The organism is Anoxybacillus gonensis, from assembly GCF_001187595.1.
GTDB classification, from domain to species: domain Bacteria; phylum Bacillota; class Bacilli; order Bacillales; family Anoxybacillaceae; genus Anoxybacillus; species Anoxybacillus gonensis.
Genome location: NZ_CP012152.1, coordinates 1,585,036 through 1,607,397, shown reverse-complemented (window position 1 = coordinate 1,607,397; position 22,362 = coordinate 1,585,036). Strand labels below are relative to the sequence as shown.

The following is a 22,362-nucleotide window of genomic DNA, read 5'->3' as shown; positions in this document are numbered from 1 at the left end:
TGTTGCTTTATATACCCATTACCGGTATAATGTAATCAGAGAGGTGATGTTTGATGAACCATTGTGAAGATCATAATATGGATAAAAAAATGGTTCCACGAACGGAACAGGAAATCGAAAGCATTATTAAGCGCTTGAAGCGCATTGAAGGACAAGTGCGCGGTGTGCAAAAAATGGTCGAAGACAATCGGTATTGCATCGATATTTTAGTGCAAATTTCCGCGATCACGGCAGCGTTAAATAAAGTAGGATTGAACTTGTTAGAACGCCATGTCAGCCATTGTGTGTCGAAAGCGATCCGCGAAGGAAGCGGTGAAGAATCCATTCGTGAAGTCATGGATGTCATTAAGCAATTTGCAAAGTAAGGGAGGGAAAGGTGGATGAGTGAACAAAGAACTGTGACACTGAAGGTGACCGGCATGACATGTGCCGCGTGTGCTAATCGGATTGAGAAAGTATTAAATAAGATGGATGGAGTAGAAGCCAATGTCAATTTGGCAATGGAAAAAGCAACGATTAAATATGATCCATCGAAGCAAATGATCGCCGATATCGAAACAAAAATCGAGAATTTGGGGTATGGCGTTGCGACAGAAAAGGTGACGCTTGATATTGAAGGCATGACATGTGCGGCATGTGCGACACGGATTGAAAAAGGGTTACATCGGATGGAGGGCGTGACAAACGCGACGGTAAACTTGGCGACAAACAGTGCGGTTGTCGAATACAAGGAAGGCGTTACATCTGTCGAAGACATTTTAGAGAAAATCAAAAAGCTTGGGTACAAAGGGCAAATTCGCACCGAGGAACAGGACGATGCTGGCCGGAAAGAAGAGCGGCTTAAACAAAAACAACGGCAACTCGCCATTTCCATCATCTTATCGTTGCCACTGCTTTATACGATGGTTGCCCATATGCCGTTTCATATCGGCTTGCCGATGCCGCATCTGTTGATGAATCCGTGGTTCCAGCTTCTTTTAGCGACACCCGTTCAGTTTTACATCGGCGGTCCTTTCTATGTCGGGGCATACCGGGCGTTACGAAACAAGAGCGCGAACATGGACGTCCTCGTGGCGCTTGGAACATCAGCCGCATACTTTTACAGCTTGTACGAAGCTTTTCGGACGTTTGGGAATCCTGCATATATGCCAAGATTGTATTTTGAAACAAGCGCTGTCTTGATTACGCTTGTGCTTGTCGGCAAATATTTTGAAGCGCTTGCGAAAGGGCGCACGACAGAAGCGATCTCTAAGTTGTTAAGCCTGCAGGCAAAAGAAGCGACTGTCATTCGACATGGGGAAGAAATAAAAGTTCCGCTCGAGGAAGTGGTGATCGGCGATACGATCGTTGTCAAGCCAGGAGAAAAAATCCCGGTAGACGGTACTGTCATCGCCGGAGCATCCTCCGTAGACGAATCGATGATTACCGGTGAATCGATTCCGGTTGATAAGAAGGAAGGCGACTATGTGATCGGGGCAACGATTAATACAAATGGGGTGCTGACTATTCGTGCAGAAAAAGTTGGGAAAGATACTGCACTTGCCAATATCATTAAAATCGTCGAAGAGGCGCAAGGGTCGAAAGCGCCGATTCAGCGAATGGCGGATACAATTTCCGGTATTTTCGTACCGATTGTTGTCGGAATTGCTCTGTTGTCTTTTATCGTTTGGTATTTCGTTGTGGCGCCAAACGATTTACCAAAAGCGCTCGAAGTCGCTATTGCCGTTCTCGTTATTGCGTGTCCATGTGCGCTTGGCCTTGCCACCCCAACGTCGATTATGGTCGGAACAGGGAAAGGAGCAGAACATGGCATTCTTTTTAAAGGAGGTGAGTACCTAGAAGGAACGCATAAAATCAATGCCGTATTATTGGATAAAACAGGAACAGTGACAAAAGGAAAACCAGAAGTGACAGATGTGTTGTCATTCCAAGAACATATGCTTGACTATGCCGTTTCGGCCGAGAGCGCTTCAGAACATCCGCTAGCGCAAGCGATTGTGGCGTACGGAAAAGCAAACGGAATTGTCGCGCAACCGTTGACGCATTTTTCTGCGCTCGTTGGACATGGAATTGAAGCAACGGTGAACGGAAAACACGTGCTCATCGGTACGCGCAAGTTAATGAACGAACGTGCGGTCGCTATTGCTGAACATGAGGAACAAATGAAAAAGCTTGAAAGCGAAGGAAAAACGGTCATGCTCGTTGCTATTGACGGACAGCTTGCCGGGATGATTGCCGTTGCAGACACGATCAAGGAAACGTCAAAACAAGCCATTGCGAGATTAAAACAAATGGGAATCGACGTGTATATGGTAACGGGAGACAATAAACGAACAGCTGAAGCAATTGCGAAACAAGTCGGCATTGAACACGTATACTCGGAAGTGCTGCCAGAAGATAAAGCGAACATCGTTGAGGATTTGCAAAAACAAGGAAAACAAGTCGCAATGGTCGGCGACGGCATTAATGACGCGCCAGCTCTGGCGAAAGCGGATATTGGAATGGCGATTGGCACTGGCGCAGATGTCGCGATCGAAACAGCGGACGTGACGCTTGTTGGCGGCGACCTGTTGCACATTCCAAAAGCGATTGAACTGAGCCGACAAACGATGCGCAACATTCGGCAAAACTTGTTTTGGGCATTATTTTATAATAGTGTTGGTATTCCAGTCGCTGCCGCTGGGCTATTACAACCGTGGATCGCTGGGGCAGCGATGGCATTTAGCTCTGTATCTGTTGTGACAAACGCGCTTCGTTTGAAGCGTGTGAAAATATAAACTAGGGAGGAATAGATGATGACGATTACATTACAAGTACAAGGAATGACATGCGGACATTGTAAAGCGGCGGTGACAAGCGCCCTTGAACAATTAGATGGTGTCAGCCGCGTCGAAGTGCATTTGCAAGAAGGTGCGGTCGATGTAGATTACGATGAAACAAAAGTAAGTGTAGAAAAGCTGAAAGAAGCGATTGAAGAGCAAGGATATGATGTGAAATAAGGAAGAGAAAGGGTGTCCACACAAGGACACCCTCTTTCTTACTCCCCTTTATTCGTTGTATCGTTCGGATCTGGCGTATAGCTTGATTTGTAGTCTTTGTATTTTAGTTCTGTCACCATTCCTGCGGAAGCGTGATGCAAGTCATGGCAATGGAACATCCAATTTCCCGGATTGTCTGCTTGAAATGCGACGACATATTCTTCTCCAGGGTTTATATTCAACGAATCCTTAATCAATGGAGAGCCTGTGACTGGCTTCCCGTTTTTGCTTAATATTTGGAAGAAATGGCCGTGTAAATGCATCGGATGGACGTCCATTGGCGAGCTGTTCACTAGTTTTACTTTGACAACATCGCCTTTTTTCACATTGATTGGCGCTGTGTTAGGATACGTTTTTCCATTGATCGTGAACACCATCCCATTTTTGTCCATAGCTGTTCCTAAATCCATTGTGTACTCTACATCGTACGTTTGGTCTAGCGTAAATGGCCCTGTTTTGTATTTTCCGTACGTTGTGATATCGACAACAGGAAGCGTTTCTTTAGCATTTGTTTTGTCCGTCTTGTTTGTTTGGCCTTCGTATTGAATGTTTACTTTCATGCCATCAGTACCTTTCATATCTCCATGGCATTCTAATAACCATTCTCCTAGATTATCGGCGATAAACTCAATATCGTAACGCTCACCTGGAGCGATATTCAACAGTTCATCTTTGATTAGTTGCGGATCATTTAATGGCTGTCCGTCTGTTGCGACAATTTTAAATGAATGTCCATGCAAATGGAGTCTATGAGACATGTACCCTGCGTTGATGAGGCGAAGCCGCACTTTTTCGCCTTTTTTTACTTTTAACGGTTCGATAGCTGTTCCGCTTTTTCCGTTAATCGTGAAAATATCGTACATACTCATATCATGCATCATCGGGCTATTGCCGTGATGCATATTTGTATGATTGGCTTGTTCAGTCGTTGATGCTTGTTGTTGGCTCATCCATTCATCTAATACGAGCGTGTAATCTCGATCGACTTGTTCTCCTTCTTTTGGTTCAACGATCAATGTACCGTATAATCCTTTGTCCACTTGCTCGGCACTTTTTTGATGCGAATGGTACCAGTACGTTCCAGGTACAGTCGCTGTAAATTCGTACGTAAACGTTTCCCCTGGTTTAATGGCATCCATTGTCACCCCAGGTACACCATCTTGATCATTAGGGACAGGATAGCCGTGCCAATGAATGGCGGTCGGTTCAGGCAATTCATTTTTAAAAACAATTTTTACTCGCTCTCCTTGCTTTACGCGAATTTGCGCTCCTGGTACCGATCCATTATACGTGTATACCGGGAGCTGGACTTGATCGTTGATTTGCAATAATGTTTCCTTTGCTGTCAGATGAATCTCTTTTCCGGATAGCGCCTCTGTATCATTTGCCAAAGGCAAATTCTCTTTATTGGAAGTTGTTTCTTTTTTCGTATGCATGTTGGACATATCGTGTCCTTGCATCGAATTAGAGCAAGCTGCACTCAGCGCAATGACTCCTACCAATACGGTTCCTAACCATAATTTCTTCATCGCTTTCCCTCCATAAACTTGTATCGTAACATCATCATAAAAAAGAAATGTGCAAAATGTATGGAGAAAAGCTTATAAAGACAGTGGTCAAAATTTATGGTATAGTCTTTTGTGTGAATGAGAGTTTTTGTTCATCATTTCTCCACATTTTATTGTTTTAATAAAATAGCAAAAACGAAACAGCAAGTTCAATCATTCTCATGTGCAAAATGACGACTAGATGGAGGAAACTGTAGGATGTGTGGTTTTGTTGGCTATATTTCTGATGTCCCGAAAGAGATAAATAGTAACTGGAAAGAAACGTTCCAAAACATGAACGATCTGATCACTCATCGTGGTCCTGATGATCATGGCTATTTTTTTGATGAATACGTCAGTTTTGGGTTTCGGCGGTTAAGCATTATTGATCTTGAAAATGGACATCAGCCCCTATGTTATGAAAATGAGAGATATTGGATTATATTTAACGGGGAAATTTACAACTACGTCGAGTTGCGTGACGAATTAATCAAGAAAGGGTGTTCGTTTTCTACCCATTCTGATACAGAAGTGATCGTTGCTTTATATAGTATTGAAAAAGAAAACGTGGTAAATAAACTTCGTGGCATGTTTGCATTTGTTATTTGGGATAAACAAGAAAAAGAAATTTTCGCAGCACGTGACCCGTTCGGGATTAAACCGTTTTTTTATGTAGAAAAAGAAGATCATCTATTTGTCGCTTCCGAAAAGAAAAGTATTTTATATGCTCTTGAACACGACGAACTAAATCATGAAGCTTTACAACATTATTTAACTTTTCAATATGTTCCAGAGCCATTGACGATGTCCGCTCATATTCGCAAGCTAGAGCCTGGACATTATATGAAGAAAAAACTAGGAGAAAAATTAAACATCCAGCGCTATTGGAAAGCTACATTTCATCCGACGAATCAATCGGAAAGTGAACTTGTCAAAGAAATTCGACAAGCGTTGTTTGATTCGGTAAGTATTCATATGCGTAGCGATGTTCCGGTCGGCTCATTTTTGTCAGGAGGAATTGATTCTTCCCTCATTGTAGCTATTGCGAAACAATTTCATCCGCATATCAAAACATTTTCAGTCGGATTTGCGAGAGAAGGATTTAACGAAATTGATGTAGCAAAAGAAACGGCAGAAAAGTTAGGGGTTGAAAATATTAGTTACGTCATTTCTCCGGACGAATATGTGAAGGAATTGCCGAAAATTATATGGCACATGGATGATCCATTAGCAGATCCGGCAGCTGTCCCTCTTTATTTCGTAGCAAGAGAAGCGAGGAAATATGTAACCGTTGTTCTTTCTGGTGAAGGAGCGGATGAGTTGTTTGGTGGATATAACATTTATCACGAACCAAAATCTTTACAAATATTTGAGCGGATGCCGAATTTTATGCGATATATTTTAGCTATGATTGCAAAAGTATTGCCTGAAGGAGTAAAGGGAAAAAGTTTTATTGAACGCGGGATTACCCCAATTGAAAAACGTTATATCGGCAATGCGAAAATGTATAGTGAACAGGAAAAAAGCAAGTTGTTGAAAATGTATAATCAACATGTATCATACACAAACATTACCGCGCCGTTTTACCACGAAACAGAAGGATATCCTCCGATCAACCGGATGCAATATATTGATATTCACACATGGTTGCGAGGCGATATTTTATTGAAGGCAGATAAAATGACGATGGCACATTCTTTGGAATTACGCGTTCCTTTCCTCGATAAAAAAGTATTTGAAGTCGCCGCAAAAATTGCTCCGGAAATGAAAGTCAAAAATAAGACGACAAAGTATATTTTGCGGAAAGCAGCAGAAGGGATTGTTCCGGATCATGTTTTACATCGCAAAAAGCTAGGTTTTCCTGTTCCTATTCGTCACTGGTTAAAAGATGACATATATGACTGGGCGAAACGTACGATAAAAGAAAGTGAAACAGATCATCTATTCCATAAAGATGTATTGTATCGTCTCCTGGAGGAACATTGTCAAAACAAAGCGGATCATAGCCGAAAAATATGGACGGTACTTACTTTCATGGTTTGGCATCAAGTGTATGTCGAGAAAAAATATCGCTTTATGAACGAGGAAGAAAAAATAAAACTGTTCGTGTAAATGATTTATGTTCGGGGCTCCTGTTTTAGCTAGGAGCTCTTTTTTTTAAAAGCTTTATTGTTTGTTTATTGTGTTCTGTGCGTACAATAGCATAAGAAAGGGGAATATGAAAATGAAAAAATGGATCATTATGTTAATGAGTTTTCTTCTTTCTGCTTGTAGTGTATCGAAAGCAGAGAAACAATATGCGTATAAAGAAGGAGAGCCTATCGCATACGAATTAGTTACAGCCGAACAACTTCCACAACATGTGAAAGCGTTGTATGAAAAACAGCATAAACAATTTCAAACGTATGCCGTTCAACAAGAAGGTGTGACGTATGTTGTTATTCATCTTGGTGAAAGAAGGACAGGCGGATATGGGATTGAAGTCATCGATGTGCGATACGAAAAAGGGAAGGCGATCGTCTCGTATAAAGAGCGAAAACCAGCGCCAAATGCTATTGTTACGCAAGCGTTAACGTATCCGAAAGTGGCTATAAAAATAAAAACAACGATCCCAGTAGAAATAAAGAGCAAATAGCTCTATGTGTTGTGTATAGAGCTATTTGCTTGCTGAAATGCCATCCGCCACAATCCATCCTGATAATGCACAGCCGAGTGAGCCTGCGCCAGGAAATACCGTGTCCCCGCAAAGCCACAATCCTTCGACATTTGTTTGCGGTGAATACGTAGACAATAAACTGAAAACACCGTTTGGAATATATCCTCCTACCTTTCCGAACGCCCGATGAGTAAAACGAGAAAATGTCACAGGTGTGCCGACTAATTGAACATGTATATTCGTTAATGGGAATGTTTTGTTGACACGTTGCAATATTTGTTCTGTAAGCATCTTTTTCTGTTCATCATACGCATGACGATCCCACCAATGAAGTGGTTCGGTATGGGTCGAAATCGTTATGGAACGTTTTCCTACAGGCGCCATTTGCCGATCGAACGGTGCGGAAGCGGACAATAAAAATTGATTTCCTTCACTCATCGGCTTTGTTTGATCAACAATAAATTGATGGTATAAACGATCTGATGGTAAATTGTCATCAATGCCAAGATAAATTGTAAATGCTCCCCAAGCTGGGCGCTTTTTTTCCTTTTCTTCACGAATCGAAAATATGCGTTTTATTGAATCGTCTAAAATGGAGAAAATACTATGCAGAGAGCCATTAAATACAACGTGTTTTGCTTCATATGTTTGTTTTCGATTCGTCGTCACAAGCCAATGACGTTGTTTACGAATGGATACGACTTTTTCACGCATCCGTTGTTCTCCGCCAAGCTGTTTGTAACGTTCCGCAAGCGCATGAACAACGTTTGCAAGCCCTCCTTCAACGTAAAACGCTCCGCGATGAAATATGCTTAAGGCGACGGCGCCAAGCAAAGCGGGACAACGCTCAATCGTTGTTTGTACACTGTCAACGAGTTGGCCGTTTAAAAAAGCGATGAACGTTTCATCACGAATGCCGTAATGTTGGAGTCGTTTCGCAATCGATTGAAACAAAAATGGTGTTGCGCTTATTAGCTTGCGATCTGCTTTTTGCATCGCTTGAAATAACTGTTTGATCGTTTTGGGAGGAACGATCGGTCGTTTATATACAAACGAAAGCATCGCATCCGCCAGAGAAAACATTTCTTCAAAAAAGCGAACAATGGCTGCGCTATCTTTTGGAAACTGTCGGGCAATTTCGTCAAACCAACGTTCTTTTTGTTGGTAATATCGAATCGTTCGTTCCGAAAAATGTACGTCCATGATCGTATCCAATAAATGAACAGGAGGGGGAGATATGTCGAGTTCATGAAATAGTTGTGAAAATACGCCGCCTTCTTCAAATCCCATCCCAAGTGTAGCGCCTGCTTGAAAACGAAACGACTGTCGCTCGAACTTTCCTGCACATCCACCGAGTTCGCTGGCAGCTTCGATCGAGAGTGTGCGATATCCTTTTTTCGCAAGCAGCGCACTTGCGGTCATCCCTCCGAATCCTGTTCCAACAACAATGACATCGTACAATATGTTCACCTTCTTTTTTCTTTTTATTATACAATTATTAAACAAATATTGTACAATAAAAAACGTAACATATGAAAGGGTGGGATATATGCAGACAGCTGTTGTTTGGTTTCGCCGAGATTTTCGATTACACGATCATACAGCGCTCGTTCATGCGCTTCGTTGGGCGAAAGAAAGGGAAGGAAAGCTTCTTTTTTTCTTCCATTTTGATCCTTATTTCGCGAAAGAGCGAACGTATCATCATGAATATTTTTTTCAAACAGTTGAGCGGTTTCGCCAGTCATTATGTGAATACGGCATTCACATGCATGTATTGTACGGGGATACGGATCAAGTGTTTACTCGCCTCATTTATCATACAAATATGCGTGCGATTTTTTTAAATAAAGACGAAGTTGGACGCGGAAAAGAGCGGGATAATTATGTTCAGGCGTTGTTACAAAGGCATGGGGTGGAAGTGTATACATATGATGATGCGCATATGCATGGGGCATTTGAGGTACGAAAAGCAGATGGAACGCCTTATAAAGTATATACACCATATTACCGCGCATGGCGAAAACGTCCGAAACGTTTTCCACTTTCAGTAGACATCGATTTGTTACGTGCTCATATGTTACATATCACGCCGCTCTCCGAACAAGATGAGCGCATGTTTACGATGTGGCTTGCGCAATGTACGAAACGTTGGGAACATACGAGCGAACAAGACGCTTTACATGTTTTACAGCAGTTTATCGATACGGCACTCCCATACTATCATCGGAAACGAGATATCCCGAGCGTTACAGGGACAAGTCGTTTATCTCCACATATAAAAGCCGGGACGATTTCTATTCGCACCGTTTTTCATGCGGTTGCGCAACAATTTGGCAACGGTTATGACGAAGCGGTAGAAACGTATATAAAAGAGCTAGCTTGGCGTGATTTTTATCATATGATTTATGCACATTTTCCGTTTACAAAGACGGAAGCGTTTATTGAAAAGTATCGCCATCTTCCATGGTTGCGTGATCACGAACGTTTTGAAGCGTGGAAAGAAGGAAAAACAGGTTTTCCGTTCGTCGATGCAGGGATGCGCCAGTTGAAAAAGGAAGGATGGATGCACAATCGTCTCCGTATGGTCGTTGCTTCATTTTTAGCAAAAGATTATTTGATTGATTGGCGCATGGGTGAACAATATTTTCAGCACATGTTAATCGATTACGATGAAGCATCAAATATCGGGGGATGGCAATGGGCTGCTTCTGTCGGAACAGATGCTGTACCGTATTTTCGCGTCTTTAACCCGATTGAACAGTCGAAAAAATTTGACCCAGATGGCACGTATATTCGCACATATGTACCAGAACTTTCTTCTCTCCCTTCGGCACATATTCATGAGCCATGGAAAAGTAACATAAAAGTCGATTACCCTGCGCCGACAGTAGACCATTCATTACAACGCCAACGCGCGATTGCGTTGTTTCAAATGAATGAACGATTATAGCCTACTTGATGAAGTGGGCTTTTTTGCTTTAGTTAAATCATGAAGGATTATAAATTGTAAAAAAAGAATAGAAATAAAGAGCGTATATCCTTCAGCGTTGTTATGAGCCGTTTTGATTGAGAGAGATGAGAAAGGGGGAGAACAATGATAGAAAAAAAGAAGCTTTACATTAACGGAGAATGGGTAGAAGCAGAGTCGTACGCTGAACTTTTGGCGCCATATGATGGGGAAGTATTGGCACACATTCCAATTGCGACAAAACAACATGTCCAACGGGCGATTGCGGCAGCGGATGAAGCGCGACGAACGATGGCGAAGATGCCTGCACATGAACGCGCGGCCATTTTAGAGAGAGTCGTGACGTTATTGCAACAGCGGGCGGACGAAGCGGCTACGATCATTGCGAAAGAAGCCGCAAAGCCAATGACGACCGCCAAAGCGGAAGTAGCGCGGACGATTCAAACGTATAAATTTGCGGCGGAAGAGGCGAAGCGAATTCATGGGGAGACGATTCCACTTGATGCTGCGCCAGGTGGGGAACATCGTGTCGCTTTTACGGTCAGAGAACCGATTGGAGTGATTGGAGCGATTACCCCGTTTAATTTTCCGATGAATTTAGTAGCGCATAAGCTAGGCCCTGCGATTGCATCTGGAAATACGATCGTATTGAAGCCTGCGAGCCAAACGCCACTTTCTGCGTATTTTATCGCGGAGTTGTTTGAACAAGCAGGATTGCCAAAAGGGGCACTGAACGTCGTGACAGGAAGCGGAAAAACAGTTGGCGATCAAATTGTGACAGATCCACGTGTTCGCATGATCACATTTACAGGAAGTCCTGAAGTAGGGATTGCTATTCGCAACAAAGCTGGATTAAAACGTGTGACGCTAGAATTAGGGTCAAACTCAGCCGTCATTATTGATGAACAAGTGGACGTTGATCGAATCATTCCGCGATGCGTCGTCGGTGCTTTCTCGTTCCAAGGGCAAGTGTGTATTTCCTTGCAACGTATTTATGTGCATGAAAAACGGTATAAAGAATTCGTCGAAAAGTTTGTGGCAGCGGTGAAGCAGTTGAAAGTGGGTGACCCGCTTGATCCGAAGACAGACGTTTCGGCTCTTATTTCTGAAAAAGATGTGGAGCGTTCGTTACAATGGATCGAAGAAGCGAAACAAGGAGGCGCTACCGTTGCCATTGGTGGGGAGAGACAAGGAAATATATTGTTGCCGACAGTCATTTTAGACGCATCACCAACATTGAAAGTATCATGCCAAGAAGTGTTTGCGCCGATTGTGTTGATTAATCAAGTTTCATCCGTCGACGAAGCGATTGCACTCGTCAACGATTCGCGCTACGGGTTGCAAGCAGGCATATATACAGACAATGTCCATACCGCATGGGAAGCGGCTGAGAAACTACACGTCGGCGGAGTGCTTATTAATGACATTCCAACGTTTCGTGTTGACCATATGCCGTATGGCGGAGTAAAAGAAAGCGGATTTGGGCGCGAAGGTATTCGATACGCAATAGAAGAAATGACAGAGTTAAAGCTTATTATTTTTAACCGAAATCGGTAAAGAGTGCACAATCGAACAATTTTGGCTCTTGTCGTCTGAAACAAGAGCCGTTTTCGTTCAGGTGCGCGAAGGATGGATGAGTGCAAGGAAGTAATACATAAAAGGGGGACTTCCATTGGACATTTTTATCCGCATTGTGATTGATGTCATTTTGCCGCTGTTTTTGTTGATTGGTGCAGGGGCGTATTTGCATCGATTGTTTCATTTCGATATGAATACGTTGTCAAAAATAACGACATATTTTTTGCTTCCGGCAGTTGGGTTTGTAAACATTTATGAGAGCGACATAACAAGTGATGTACTGTTGAACATCCTCTTTTTTCTCGTTCTACAAAATGGGACGCTTATTATGCTTAGTGCGATGATGGCAAGATGGCTAAAGCTTGATCGAAGTTTGGGGGCAACGTTTCAAAATACAATGGTGCTTAACAATTCTGGTAATTTTGGTATCCCAGTCAGCCAACTTATTTTTCGCCAAGAGCCGCTAGGTTTGTCGATCCAAATTGTCGTAACGATTTTTCAAAACTTTTTAACGAACACGTATGGATTGTTTCAGTTTATTTCTGCAAGTGAAAAGAAAGGGAAAATGACTCGAGAATTTTTAAAAAATCCGATTATTTATGCCCTTATTTTTGGTGTTGTTTTCCGAGTTTTTCATATTTCTGTACCATCGTTTCTTTGGCAGCCGCTTGAGCATGTCGCTGATGCTTTTTTAGCGATTGCCTTGTTGACGTTAGGTGCTCAACTTGCTTATATGAATATGAAACGTATTCCGCGTCTCATGTTTATAACGATTGGTAGTCGGCTAATTCTCTCTCCTTTCATCGCTTTTTTAATCATTTTAATTTTACATATAAAAGGAATTACAGCCCAAGCGTTGCTTATTGCGAGTGCATATCCTTGTTCGCGAAATACAGCGTTATATGCGTTAGAATACAATCATCATCCCGAATATGCAGCCCAAGCTGTATTTTTATCCACTTTGCTTAGTCCGGTGACAGTAGCTAGTGTCATCGGTATAGCGCATGTTTATTTTTAACCCACATGCCAAAGGAGCCCACCGTTTATGGTTCTTTTGGCATAGGTTTGTTTTATAGTTTCATGATAACAGGAACCCACAATTCATTTTCCGGATGGTGAGTTGGCGGATAATAACATTCGATACAAGGAAAATGAGCGAGCTTATATTGAGAAGCAGGGAGCCATTGCGAATATAATTGCTGCCACGCTTCGTCAATATTGGGAATAACCGCCCATGTATCATGCGAAATCGTCATTCGTTCCATGTTTGATACTTCTCCGTCATAGCGTACCCCCATGAAGTAAACAAACTCCTCATCTGTGATTGTTGCATCTCTTCCGCAAACGCCTAACAGTCCTTCAAGTGTGCACTTTGGCTGTTCCCATGACAAATCAATAAGTTGTTGCATCAATCCATTCTTCTCGGCATGGACCCAAAGTGAAGGAATCGTTTGAAATGCTTCGTTTGTTTTTACGCGGTACCCTTTTCCTACTAGTGTTAATTCAAATGGGATCGTTTCAATTTTATACTCCATTTTGGCATCTCCTTTTGTTAAATTTATGGACATTTTTGCATGAGTTGAAATTTCTCACCTTTTTATATTAACATAAAAATCCAATATGAACTTTTAATTTTTTCAGCAGGTGTTGCATGATATGGAATAATATCGTTCCATTTTTTCGTTTTATTGTTGTTGGGATGAGTAATCCCTCATAGCACTTTATGTGCCGTATGTGACAAATATTTGGCTATAGCGTAGGAGTGATCAATAGCTACATATGAAATTGAGCGTGGACGTTTCGATCAGCGGGAGGGGGAAAAAACAATTTGTTCGCTTTCTTCTCGTAAACCTTTGTTCTCTGATCGTGACGATCATGATGTTACATCGTTTCAGCGAAATGTTTCCGATTGCTTTAAACAAAACGATAGCGACAATGAGCGGGATAAAATTGGTTCGACAGTCGTATGTGGGTGTTTTCTGAAAAGTATGTTGTAAAGAAAAGTAACACATATTTCAAAATATTAAGAAAAAATATTTGTTTTGTTTACTTTTTATGTTATATTTGTGTTATAAAATATAACATAAGGGGGCGCGTGTATGTTTTTGATAAAGAGGAGATTGAAAGTAGAAGAATCTGGAGAGGAGAAGTCGAGTGAAATACTAAGTCAAATCGAAGTGGCGGCTGATCAATTAAAAGCGGTTGTTGAACAAATGAAATTAGCTGCTAGTTCACTTGATCATACGTCTAATGCAACACAACAAAGTACGCTCCAACTTGTTGATCATTTAGAAAAAACGGTAAGTTATACATTACAAGTGGAAGAAAAGACGAAAGTCATCGAGTCGTCAGCATTAAAAGTTTCCGATGTTTCCCGTCGCATTCATGAGTATAGTGAAGCGTCCTATAATGAGCTCATTGTGGCGTGGAATTCATTACAAAAACTTCAACTTGACATGGATGAGTTGCGAACGAGTCATTATGCTTTACTTAGTCAGATGGAGTTGTTAGTTAAGCAGTCACAAGAAATTCGCCACATTTTGTCAACGATTGCTTCAATTTCTCAAAAAACGGGTATTTTAGCCTTGAATGCAAATATTGAATCGGCACGCGCCGGGGAGCATGGTAGAGGATTTTCGGTTGTTGCGAATGAAGTAGGAAAATTAGCGAATCAAACATCTGTGGCAGTAGAACAAACGCGAAATATTTTATCTTCTATCCAATCGGGGATTCATTCGACGATGAGAATGGTAGAAGTAGAAAATGAGCAAATCGAGAACGGATCAAGCGAAATGAACCGTGTATTATCTCTTATGGTTGGGTTTAAAGAACGGTTGCATGATATGACTGCATTGGCGCACGAATCGGCACAATCTGTTGAAGGGCAGACAGCGAGTGTACAAGAAATTTCAGCTTTGCTTGCATATATTTCAGCGATGGCATCGGAAAATAAAAACTATGCGCATGACGTAGCGAAACATATGGATATACAGCATAAAAATGTTGAACAAATGTTAAAAGTCAATGAAGCGATTGAAAAAACATCAAATGAATTACAATCTATTATGAAAAAAGATGACCATGAAAGAACGTTCTCTATGGACTTGCGCGTCATTGAACGAATGAAAGAAAAGCTTACATCATTTGTGCGCTCTTATCCGTTTGATCGCTTAGATGCGAGTGAACATGAGTCGTATTTAAATGAATTTTTACACGTAAACGACAATGTCGAGGCAGTTTGGTCAAATCGAATCGATGGAACGTTTATTTACTCAAATCCCCCAGCAGGTCTTGTAAATGCCAAAGCTCGGCCGTGGTTTGTCGAGGCGATTAAAGGCAATGTGTACGTTTCTTCTGTATATACATCAGCATTGACAAAACGGCCGTGTTTGACCATTTCAGCACCAATTGTTCAAGAAGGTTGTGTTGTTGGGGTTGTTGGTATCGATTTATCTGTGTAGTTATACAGTAAGCCAGCTATGCACATCAGCTGGCTTACTGGTATCGATCTAACATAGCGAAAAATTGTTTGACGAACTGATAAAATACGTTGACAGATGGTGCTAGATCGTGATTCGGTAAAATAATTCCGACGTTGCGACGAACGAGCGGAAGTTCGATTGGCACTTTCACTGTATAGCGTGGAGTTGTCTCATAAAACGTGCTTTCTGGTAATAAAGTGACGCCAATACTTGCTGAAACGAGCCCTTTGATCGCATCTAAATCTTCCCCTTCCGATGAAATAATTGGAGAAAAGCCTGCTTGTTTACAAGCATCTTCTACTATTTTTCGCAAAATAAATCCTTCTGGAAACATGACGAATGGCTCGTGTCGTAATTCACTTAGCGCAATGCTTCGTTTTTGACTAAGAGGATGATCTTTTGGAATGAGCGCTGCGAACGACTCTGTAAATAAAATATCCCCTCGAATACCTTTTTCCTCTGTTGGAACAGGACCTAAAAAAGCTAAATCGATTTCTCGCTTTTTCACCGCCTCGATTAAAAATTTATACGACCCTTGGCGTAAATGAAAGGAAATGTGTGGATGTTGTTGTTTAAACGTAGAAATGACCATCGGCATCGTATAGCTAGCGAGACTTGTTGGAAAACCAATTTTGATCGTTCCTCGTTCTGGATCTAAATATTCCTCAATTTGTTGTTTCGCATAATCGATCGCTTTTAGTGCTAATTCAATATGTTGTAAAAAGTGCCGTCCGATCGGTGTTAGTTTCACATTTCTTCCTTCTCGTTCAAACAGTTTGACCCCAAGCTCATCCTCCAAATTGGCAATTTGGCGACTGATGGCGGATTGTGCAACATGCAATGCTTCAGCAGCTTCTGACACATGTTCCCGTTTCGCAACTTCCGTGAAATAAATGAGCTGTCTTAATTCCATATTTGTTAATCCTTTCTATCGTTCTCGAAATGAGATGAATGTTATCTAAATTATATATTGTTTGTATGATTATTGAAATCTACAATTATACATACATGATGACGGAATGGGGGATTCACATGAGAGGTTTACCAAAAGCGCAAGGATTGTACTGTCCGCAGTTTGAACATGATGCATGTGGGATTGGTTTATATGCTCATTTAAAAGGTAAAGCGTCCCATCATATTGTAAAGCAAGGCCTTCATATGCTACGGCAATTAGAACATCGTGGCGGTCAAGGAAGCGACCCGCAAACAGGTGACGGGGCTGGAATCATGGTGCAAATTCCCGATGATTATTTTCGGGACGTTTGTTCATTTTCGCTTCCTCCGAAAGGACGTTACGGAGTTGGGATGATTTTCTTTTTTGAGCATAGCGAGCAAAAAAGAATGATGTTAGAGCATCAAATTTCTCATATCGTTCATGAAGAAGGACAAACGTTACTCGGATGGCGAGATGTGCCTGTTGATGTCGAAAAACTCGGAACATTAGCAAAAAAAAGTCGTCCGTTTATTCGCCAGCTTTTTATTGCAGCGAGCGATGAAGTGACAGATGAACAACACTTTGAGCGAAAGTTATATGTCATTCGTAAACGAGCAGAAAAAGTCGTAAAAAACAATGAATATTATTTTGCGAGTTTATCAAGTCGCACGATTGTTTACAAAGGACTAGTTACTCCGGAACAGCTAGATGCCTTTTATATCGATTTACAAGATGAGCGATTTCGTTCTGCGTTTGCGCTCGTTCATTCTCGCTTTAGTACAAATACGTTTCCAAGTTGGGAGCGGGCGCATCCGAACCGTTATTTAATCCATAATGGAGAAATTAATACGTTGCGTGGCAACATTCATTGGATGATGGCCCGGGAGAAGCAATTTACGTCACATGTTTTTGGTGAAGATTTACAAAAAGTGCTTCCGATTTTAGATACGAACGGAAGCGATTCATCTATGGTCGATAATGCGTTTGAATTTTTTGTGTTAGCAGGAAAATCGCTCGCTGAAACGGCGATGATGCTCATTCCTGAACCGTGGTATTGGGATGAAGAGATGGACGAGGATCGGAAGGCGTTTTATGAATATTACAGCTGTCTAATGGAGCCGTGGGATGGTCCGACAGCGATCGTGTTTACGAACGGAAAACAAATTGGAGGGATTTTAGATCGGAACGGTCTTCGCCCTGCTCGTTATTATGTGACGAAAGATGACTATATTATTTTTTCATCAGAAGTTGGAGTTGTTGATGTTGAACAAGAAAACGTCTTGTATAAAGAACGATTAAGCCCTGGGAAAATGCTTTTTATTGATTTCGAACAAGGACGGATCATATCTGATGAAGAAGTGAAAAAACAAATTGCCAATGAACGTCCGTATCGTCAATGGGTAAACGAACAAATCGTTTCAATTGACCAATTTACAACTGACGATGATGAACAAGTAATTGACGATCTCGTCACGAAACAAAAAGCGTTCGGATATACGTATGAAGATGTCGAGAAAACGATCATTCCGATGGCGACAGATGGAAAAGATCCGACAGGGGCGATGGGAAATGACACACCGTTAGCGGTTTTGTCCGACCGGCCACAAAGCTTGTTCAATTATTTTAAACAACTATTTGCGCAAGTAACAAATCCGCCGATCGATGCCATTCGTGAATATATCGTTACATCAACAGTGACGTTGCTTGGCAAGGAAGGAGATTTGTTAAATCTAGATGCGTCTGCTGCTCGGCGCATTCGTTTGCAGTCCCCGATTATTAGCGACAAACAATTAAGGGCACTTCGAATGAGTCCGTATCGCGAATTCGCTAGCGTCACGTTGTCAACTGTTTTTACAGATAACTTAAAAGAGGCGTTAGACGAATTATGTCAAGCAGCAGATGAAGCCATCGCTTCCGGTGTGACATTACTCATTTTATCTGATCGATCAATAGATGAACAACGTGTAGCTATTCCTGTCCTTCTTGCGGTCAGCGCAGTGCATCAACATCTTGTTCGAAAAGGGACGCGTACAAAAGTAAGCTTAATCGTTGAAAGCGGAGAAGCGCGTGAAGTACATCATTTTGCCGCGTTAATCGGTTATGGGGCAGATGCGATTCATCCGTATTTAGCATTTGCGACTATTCGAGAAGCGATCGAAAAAGGAGTGCTTCACTCCACATACGAAAAGGCAGTAGAAACATATAAAAAGGCAGCGACGGATGGCGTTGTGAAAGTGATGTCAAAAATGGGTATTTCAACCGTACAAAGCTATCGTGGGGCGCAAATTTTTGAAGCGGTCGGTATTGGTGCGGATGTGATTGAGCAATATTTTACAGGAACAGCATCACAAATTGGCGGAATCGGTTTGGATGAAATTGCTCAAGAAGCAAAAATGCGTCATATGCAAGCGTTCCACACATCTTATGATCAAACATTAGATTCTGGAAGTGAATTGCAATGGCGCAAAAACGGTGAACATCATGCGTTTAATCCGAAAACGATTCACACGTTACAATGGGCATGTCGAAAAAATGACTACGAACTGTTTAAACAATACTCGAAAATGGCAAACGAAGAGCAAATGACATTTTTACGTCATTTATTTACGTTTGACGAAACGCGCACACCGATTCCTATTGAAGAAGTCGAACCTGTGGAAGCGATTGTACGCCGATTTAAAACAGGGGCTATGTCATATGGTTCATTGAGCGAAGAAGCTCATGAAACGCTTGCGATTGCGATGAATCGCATCGGTGGAAAAAGCAATAGCGGAGAGGGTGGAGAAGATCCGCGGCGCTATGTACGAGATGAAAATGGTGATTTTCGTCGCAGTGCAATTAAGCAAGTTGCATCGGGACGGTTCGGTGTAAAAAGTCATTATTTAGTCCATGCCGATGAGTTACAAATTAAAATGGCGCAAGGTGCAAAACCGGGAGAAGGGGGGCAACTTCCTTCTAATAAAGTATATCCGTGGATTGGAAACGTGCGTGGATCTACGCCTGGTGTGGAACTTATTTCACCGCCACCGCATCATGACATTTATTCTATTGAAGATTTAGCTCAACTCATTTATGACTTAAAAAATGCGAATCGTCATGCGCGCATTAGTGTGAAGCTCGTTGCAAAATCCGGCGTTGGTACGATCGCGGCAGGAGTAGCTAAAGGTGGTGCCGATGTGATCGTCATTAGCGGATATGACGGTGGTACGGGCGCTTCGCCAAAAACGAGCATTAAACATGCAGGGGTTCCGTGGGAGCTCGGTTTAGCTGAAACGCATCAAACGCTTATGTTAAACAGATTACGAGATCGCGTTGTATTAGAAGCAGACGGAAAATTAATGACTGGCCGCGATGTTGTGATGGCCGCATTATTTGGTGCAGAAGAATTTGGTTTTGCGACGGCTCCACTTGTCGTTTTAGGATGTGTCATGATGCGTGTTTGTCATTTAGATACGTGCCCCGTTGGTGTAGCGACACAAAATCCGGAGTTGCGGGCAAAATTTACAGGGAAACCAGAGCATATCGTCAATTTCATGTATTTTATCGCCCAAGAAGTGCGTGAGATGATGGCGCAACTCGGTTTCCGTACGATCGAAGAAATGGTTGGACGGGTAGATGTATTAAAAATAAGCGAGCGGGCGAAACGACATTGGAAAGCGAAACATCTTGATTTATCGCGCTTGTTGTATCAAGTGGATGGACCGAGAACGTTTTCTAAACCACAATCCCACCGTCTCGATGAAACGCTTGATCATACGATGATTTTGCCAGCGGTAAAGAAAGCGCTAGAAGATAAAAAACCGATACAGTTACATGTCCCGATTCGCAACGTTCATCGCACGGTCGGTGCAATGGCTGGGAGTGAAATATCAAAACGATACGGAGAAGAAGGTCTTCCAGAAGATACGATCCGGCTACATGTTCACGGCTCAGCCGGTCAAAGTTTTGCGGCGTTTGTACCAAAAGGAATGACGATGACGCTCATCGGAGATGCGAACGATTATGTCGGAAAAGGGCTGTCAGGCGGAAAAGTAATCGTTCGGCCACCGCATGAAGCGGAGTTTGCATGTAGTGATCAAGTCATTATTGGAAACGTTGCTTTTTACGGTGCAACAAGCGGTGAAGCGTACATTCGCGGTCGAGCTGGGGAACGTTTTTGCGTTCGCAATAGCGGAGTTGTTGCCGTTGTTGAAGGTGTTGGTGATCATGGCTGTGAGTATATGACAGGCGGACGTGTCGTCATCCTCGGCTCTGTTGGAAAAAATTTTGCCGCTGGAATGTCCGGTGGTATAGCATACGTACTTGCTGATGACGATGCGTGGAAAAAACGAGCGAACCGTGAACTCGTTTTATTTGAGTCATTAGTAGATGAAAACGAAATACGAGATGTACAACATATGATTATGAAACATTATGAATATACAGAAAGTCCAAAAGCAGCGTATGTGCTTGCAAATTGGGAACGAGTTGTGAAAGACATCATCAAAGTCATTCCGAAAAATTATAAGCTTATGATTGAAACAATTGAGACGATGAAGCAACGCGGGCTGTCGCATGACGAAGCGGTATTTCAAGCGTTTGAAACGGTCGCCACAAAAAAAGGTGTCGTCGCTGAAAAAGTGATCGAAGCGGTCGCAAAGTAAGCGATCGCTTCTGTAAAAAAAGAAAGGGGGAGAACGATGGGGAAAGCAACGGGATTTATGGAATATGTACGGGAGGAAGAAAAAAAGCGCGATCCGCTTTCCCGTTTACATGATTGGAATGAATATACGTTTCCATTTTCAAACGAAACGTTAGCACGTCAAGGAGCGCGATGTATGGATTGCGGTACTCCTTTTTGTCATATGGGAATGGAACTAAATGGTTTAACATCTGGTTGCCCGATTCATAATCTCATTCCAGAATGGAACGATCTTGTATATCGTGGACGTTGGAAAGAAGCGTTTGAACGGTTAGCAAAAACGAATAACTTTCCAGAGTTTACGGGACGTGTTTGTCCAGCACCGTGTGAAGGATCGTGCACCGTAGCTATTTCCGATCCGGCGGTGGCCATTAAAGGAATTGAGCGAGCAATCATCGACAAAGCATTCGCAGAAGGTTGGGTTCAACCGCGCATTCCGAACAAGCGAACGGGAAAAAAAGTCGCTGTGATCGGCTCAGGGCCAGCGGGTTTAGCATGTGCAGACGAATTAAATCAAGCAGGCCATTTTGTCACTGTATACGAGCGTGCCGATCGCATAGGGGGATTATTAACATACGGCATTCCGAATATGAAACTTGGAAAAGATGTCGTCGAACGGCGTGTGCGCCTGCTTAGCGAAGAAGGAATTACGTTTATCACGAATACAGAAGTTGGCAAGCATATTACCGTCGATGAGTTACAGAAACAATATGATGCGGTTGTTCTTTGTATTGGAGCGCAAAAACAGCGCGATCTTGTTATAGAAGGACGTGAGTTAGATGGCGTTCATTTTGCGATGGATTACTTAACCCGAACAACAAAATGGTTGTTGACGGGTGAAAAAGAAGAAACGTTTATTGATGCAAAAAATAAACATGTCATCGTCATCGGTGGTGGAGATACGGGAGCTGACTGTGTGGCAACAGCGCTTCGCCAACAATGTAAAAGCGTTGTTCAGTTCGGAAAACACCCCGCATTGCCGACTGACCGTGCAAATGATAATCCGTGGCCACAATACCCACTTATTTTTACTGTTGATTATGCATATGAAGAAGCGGAAGCGAAGTTTGGTACGGATCCACGCCAATATTGCATTCAAACGAAAAAAATCGTCGGTGATAATAGAGGGAACGTAAAAGAACTGCATACGATTCAAATGGAAAAAATAGTAGACGAACATGGGCGTATTGTATTTAAAGAAATTCCGGGTACAGAGAAAGTATGGCCGTGTGACATCGTGTTGATTGCTATCGGTTTTGAAGGACCAGAGCCATCGCTTTTACAACAATTTGGAATAGAAACAGGAAACAAAAAAGTAAAAGCGTCACAATATAAAACAAATGTCGAAGGGGTATTTGTCGCAGGCGATGCAAGACGCGGGCAAAGTCTTGTCGTCTGGGCTATTCATGAAGGTCAGGAAGCAGCAAAAGAAGTTGATGATTTTTTGTCATGATATTATTATAAAACATGGATTTGGA

The 22,362-nt window shown here is 42.2% G+C and carries 15 protein-coding genes; 11 read left to right on the top strand and 4 right to left on the bottom strand.

The window, feature by feature from the left end; genetic code table 11:
• The first annotated feature begins 53 nt into the window (after nucleotides 1–53).
• From AFK25_RS08380 to copZ, 3 genes are read left to right on the top strand one after another with little or no spacing between them, the layout of a single operon-like run.
• The gene (locus tag AFK25_RS08380) at nucleotides 54–365 is read left to right on the top strand and encodes a metal-sensing transcriptional repressor (RefSeq protein WP_035067611.1); all 312 of its coding nucleotides are present in this window, start codon (nucleotides 54–56) and stop codon (nucleotides 363–365) included.
• Between the two features lie 15 nt (nucleotides 366–380).
• A complete protein-coding gene (locus AFK25_RS08375; protein WP_035067609.1) occupies nucleotides 381–2,777 on the top strand; it encodes a heavy metal translocating P-type ATPase in 2,397 nt (798 codons plus the stop codon).
• 18 nt (nucleotides 2,778–2,795) lie between these two features.
• Nucleotides 2,796–2,999, top strand: coding sequence for a copper chaperone CopZ (gene copZ, locus AFK25_RS08370; protein ID WP_035067642.1), 204 nt, complete (start codon nucleotides 2,796–2,798; stop codon nucleotides 2,997–2,999).
• Nucleotides 3,000–3,037: 38 nt separating this feature from the next.
• Here the strand turns inward: copZ and AFK25_RS08365 are convergent, their stop codons facing one another.
• A complete protein-coding gene (locus AFK25_RS08365) occupies nucleotides 3,038–4,567 on the bottom strand; it encodes a multicopper oxidase family protein (RefSeq protein WP_035067607.1) in 1,530 nt (509 codons plus the stop codon).
• A gap of 237 nt (nucleotides 4,568–4,804) precedes the next feature.
• On the opposite strand from AFK25_RS08365, the gene asnB reads away from it, so the two are divergent.
• Complete coding sequence (asnB, locus tag AFK25_RS08360) at nucleotides 4,805–6,697, top strand: asparagine synthase (glutamine-hydrolyzing) (protein ID WP_035067605.1); 1,893 nt, start codon at nucleotides 4,805–4,807, stop codon at nucleotides 6,695–6,697.
• A gap of 112 nt (nucleotides 6,698–6,809) precedes the next feature.
• The gene (locus AFK25_RS08355) at nucleotides 6,810–7,220 is read left to right on the top strand and encodes a protease complex subunit PrcB family protein (protein ID WP_240483487.1); all 411 of its coding nucleotides are present in this window, start codon (nucleotides 6,810–6,812) and stop codon (nucleotides 7,218–7,220) included.
• Nucleotides 7,221–7,241: 21 nt separating this feature from the next.
• Here AFK25_RS08355 and AFK25_RS08350 read toward each other — a convergent pair whose 3' ends face one another.
• Nucleotides 7,242–8,702, bottom strand: a complete 1,461-nt coding sequence (locus AFK25_RS08350) for a phytoene desaturase family protein (protein ID WP_035067594.1) — start codon at nucleotides 8,700–8,702, stop codon at nucleotides 7,242–7,244.
• 88 nt (nucleotides 8,703–8,790) lie between these two features.
• Between AFK25_RS08350 and AFK25_RS08345 the strand changes: the two genes are divergently transcribed.
• The 3 genes from AFK25_RS08345 (at nucleotide 8,791) to AFK25_RS08335 (ending at nucleotide 12,805) form a co-directional block, all read left to right on the top strand.
• A complete protein-coding gene (locus tag AFK25_RS08345) occupies nucleotides 8,791–10,191 on the top strand; it encodes a cryptochrome/photolyase family protein (RefSeq protein ID WP_035067592.1) in 1,401 nt (466 codons plus the stop codon).
• Nucleotides 10,192–10,335: 144 nt separating this feature from the next.
• Nucleotides 10,336–11,766: an aldehyde dehydrogenase family protein gene (locus AFK25_RS08340; protein ID WP_035067590.1), complete on the top strand. Its 1,431-nt coding sequence runs from the start codon at nucleotides 10,336–10,338 to the stop codon at nucleotides 11,764–11,766.
• Nucleotides 11,767–11,881: 115 nt separating this feature from the next.
• Nucleotides 11,882–12,805, top strand: a complete 924-nt coding sequence (locus AFK25_RS08335) for an AEC family transporter (RefSeq protein WP_009361421.1) — start codon at nucleotides 11,882–11,884, stop codon at nucleotides 12,803–12,805.
• A gap of 52 nt (nucleotides 12,806–12,857) precedes the next feature.
• On the opposite strand, the gene AFK25_RS08330 is transcribed toward AFK25_RS08335, so the two are convergent.
• Nucleotides 12,858–13,322, bottom strand: coding sequence for a GyrI-like domain-containing protein (locus tag AFK25_RS08330; RefSeq protein WP_035067588.1), 465 nt, complete (start codon nucleotides 13,320–13,322; stop codon nucleotides 12,858–12,860).
• A gap of 564 nt (nucleotides 13,323–13,886) precedes the next feature.
• Here AFK25_RS08330 and AFK25_RS08320 point away from each other — a divergent pair.
• Entirely contained in the window at nucleotides 13,887–15,248 is a 1,362-nt protein-coding gene (locus AFK25_RS08320; protein WP_035067586.1) for a methyl-accepting chemotaxis protein, read from the top strand.
• A 34-nt stretch (nucleotides 15,249–15,282) separates the two neighbouring features.
• On the opposite strand, the gene gltC is transcribed toward AFK25_RS08320, so the two are convergent.
• Complete coding sequence (gene gltC / locus AFK25_RS08315; protein WP_019417806.1) at nucleotides 15,283–16,182, bottom strand: glutamate biosynthesis transcriptional regulator GltC; 900 nt, start codon at nucleotides 16,180–16,182, stop codon at nucleotides 15,283–15,285.
• 119 nt (nucleotides 16,183–16,301) lie between these two features.
• Between gltC and gltB the strand changes: the two genes are divergently transcribed.
• Nucleotides 16,302–20,846, top strand: coding sequence for a glutamate synthase large subunit (gltB, locus tag AFK25_RS08310; protein ID WP_035067584.1), 4,545 nt, complete (start codon nucleotides 16,302–16,304; stop codon nucleotides 20,844–20,846).
• Between the two features lie 36 nt (nucleotides 20,847–20,882).
• On the top strand, nucleotides 20,883–22,337 hold the full coding sequence (locus tag AFK25_RS08305) for a glutamate synthase subunit beta (protein WP_035067583.1): 1,455 nt from the start codon (nucleotides 20,883–20,885) through the stop codon (nucleotides 22,335–22,337).
• Nucleotides 22,338–22,362: the final 25 nt, after the last annotated feature.

Coding starts and splice junctions, on each gene's coding strand:
- AFK25_RS08365 (WP_035067607.1), bottom strand. CDS start 4,567: ATGAAGAAATTATGGTTAGGAACCGTATTGGTAGGAGTCATTGCGCTG.
- AFK25_RS08340 (WP_035067590.1), top strand. CDS start 10,336: ATGATAGAAAAAAAGAAGCTTTACATTAACGGAGAATGGGTAGAAGCA.
- AFK25_RS08375 (WP_035067609.1), top strand. CDS start 381: ATGAGTGAACAAAGAACTGTGACACTGAAGGTGACCGGCATGACATGT.
- AFK25_RS08320 (WP_035067586.1), top strand. CDS start 13,887: ATGTTTTTGATAAAGAGGAGATTGAAAGTAGAAGAATCTGGAGAGGAG.
- AFK25_RS08330 (WP_035067588.1), bottom strand. CDS start 13,322: ATGGAGTATAAAATTGAAACGATCCCATTTGAATTAACACTAGTAGGA.
- gltB (WP_035067584.1), top strand. CDS start 16,302: ATGAGAGGTTTACCAAAAGCGCAAGGATTGTACTGTCCGCAGTTTGAA.
- copZ (WP_035067642.1), top strand. CDS start 2,796: ATGACGATTACATTACAAGTACAAGGAATGACATGCGGACATTGTAAA.
- AFK25_RS08345 (WP_035067592.1), top strand. CDS start 8,791: ATGCAGACAGCTGTTGTTTGGTTTCGCCGAGATTTTCGATTACACGAT.
- AFK25_RS08305 (WP_035067583.1), top strand. CDS start 20,883: ATGGGGAAAGCAACGGGATTTATGGAATATGTACGGGAGGAAGAAAAA.
- AFK25_RS08380 (WP_035067611.1), top strand. CDS start 54: ATGAACCATTGTGAAGATCATAATATGGATAAAAAAATGGTTCCACGA.
- gltC (WP_019417806.1), bottom strand. CDS start 16,182: ATGGAATTAAGACAGCTCATTTATTTCACGGAAGTTGCGAAACGGGAA.
- asnB (WP_035067605.1), top strand. CDS start 4,805: ATGTGTGGTTTTGTTGGCTATATTTCTGATGTCCCGAAAGAGATAAAT.
- AFK25_RS08355 (WP_240483487.1), top strand. CDS start 6,810: ATGAAAAAATGGATCATTATGTTAATGAGTTTTCTTCTTTCTGCTTGT.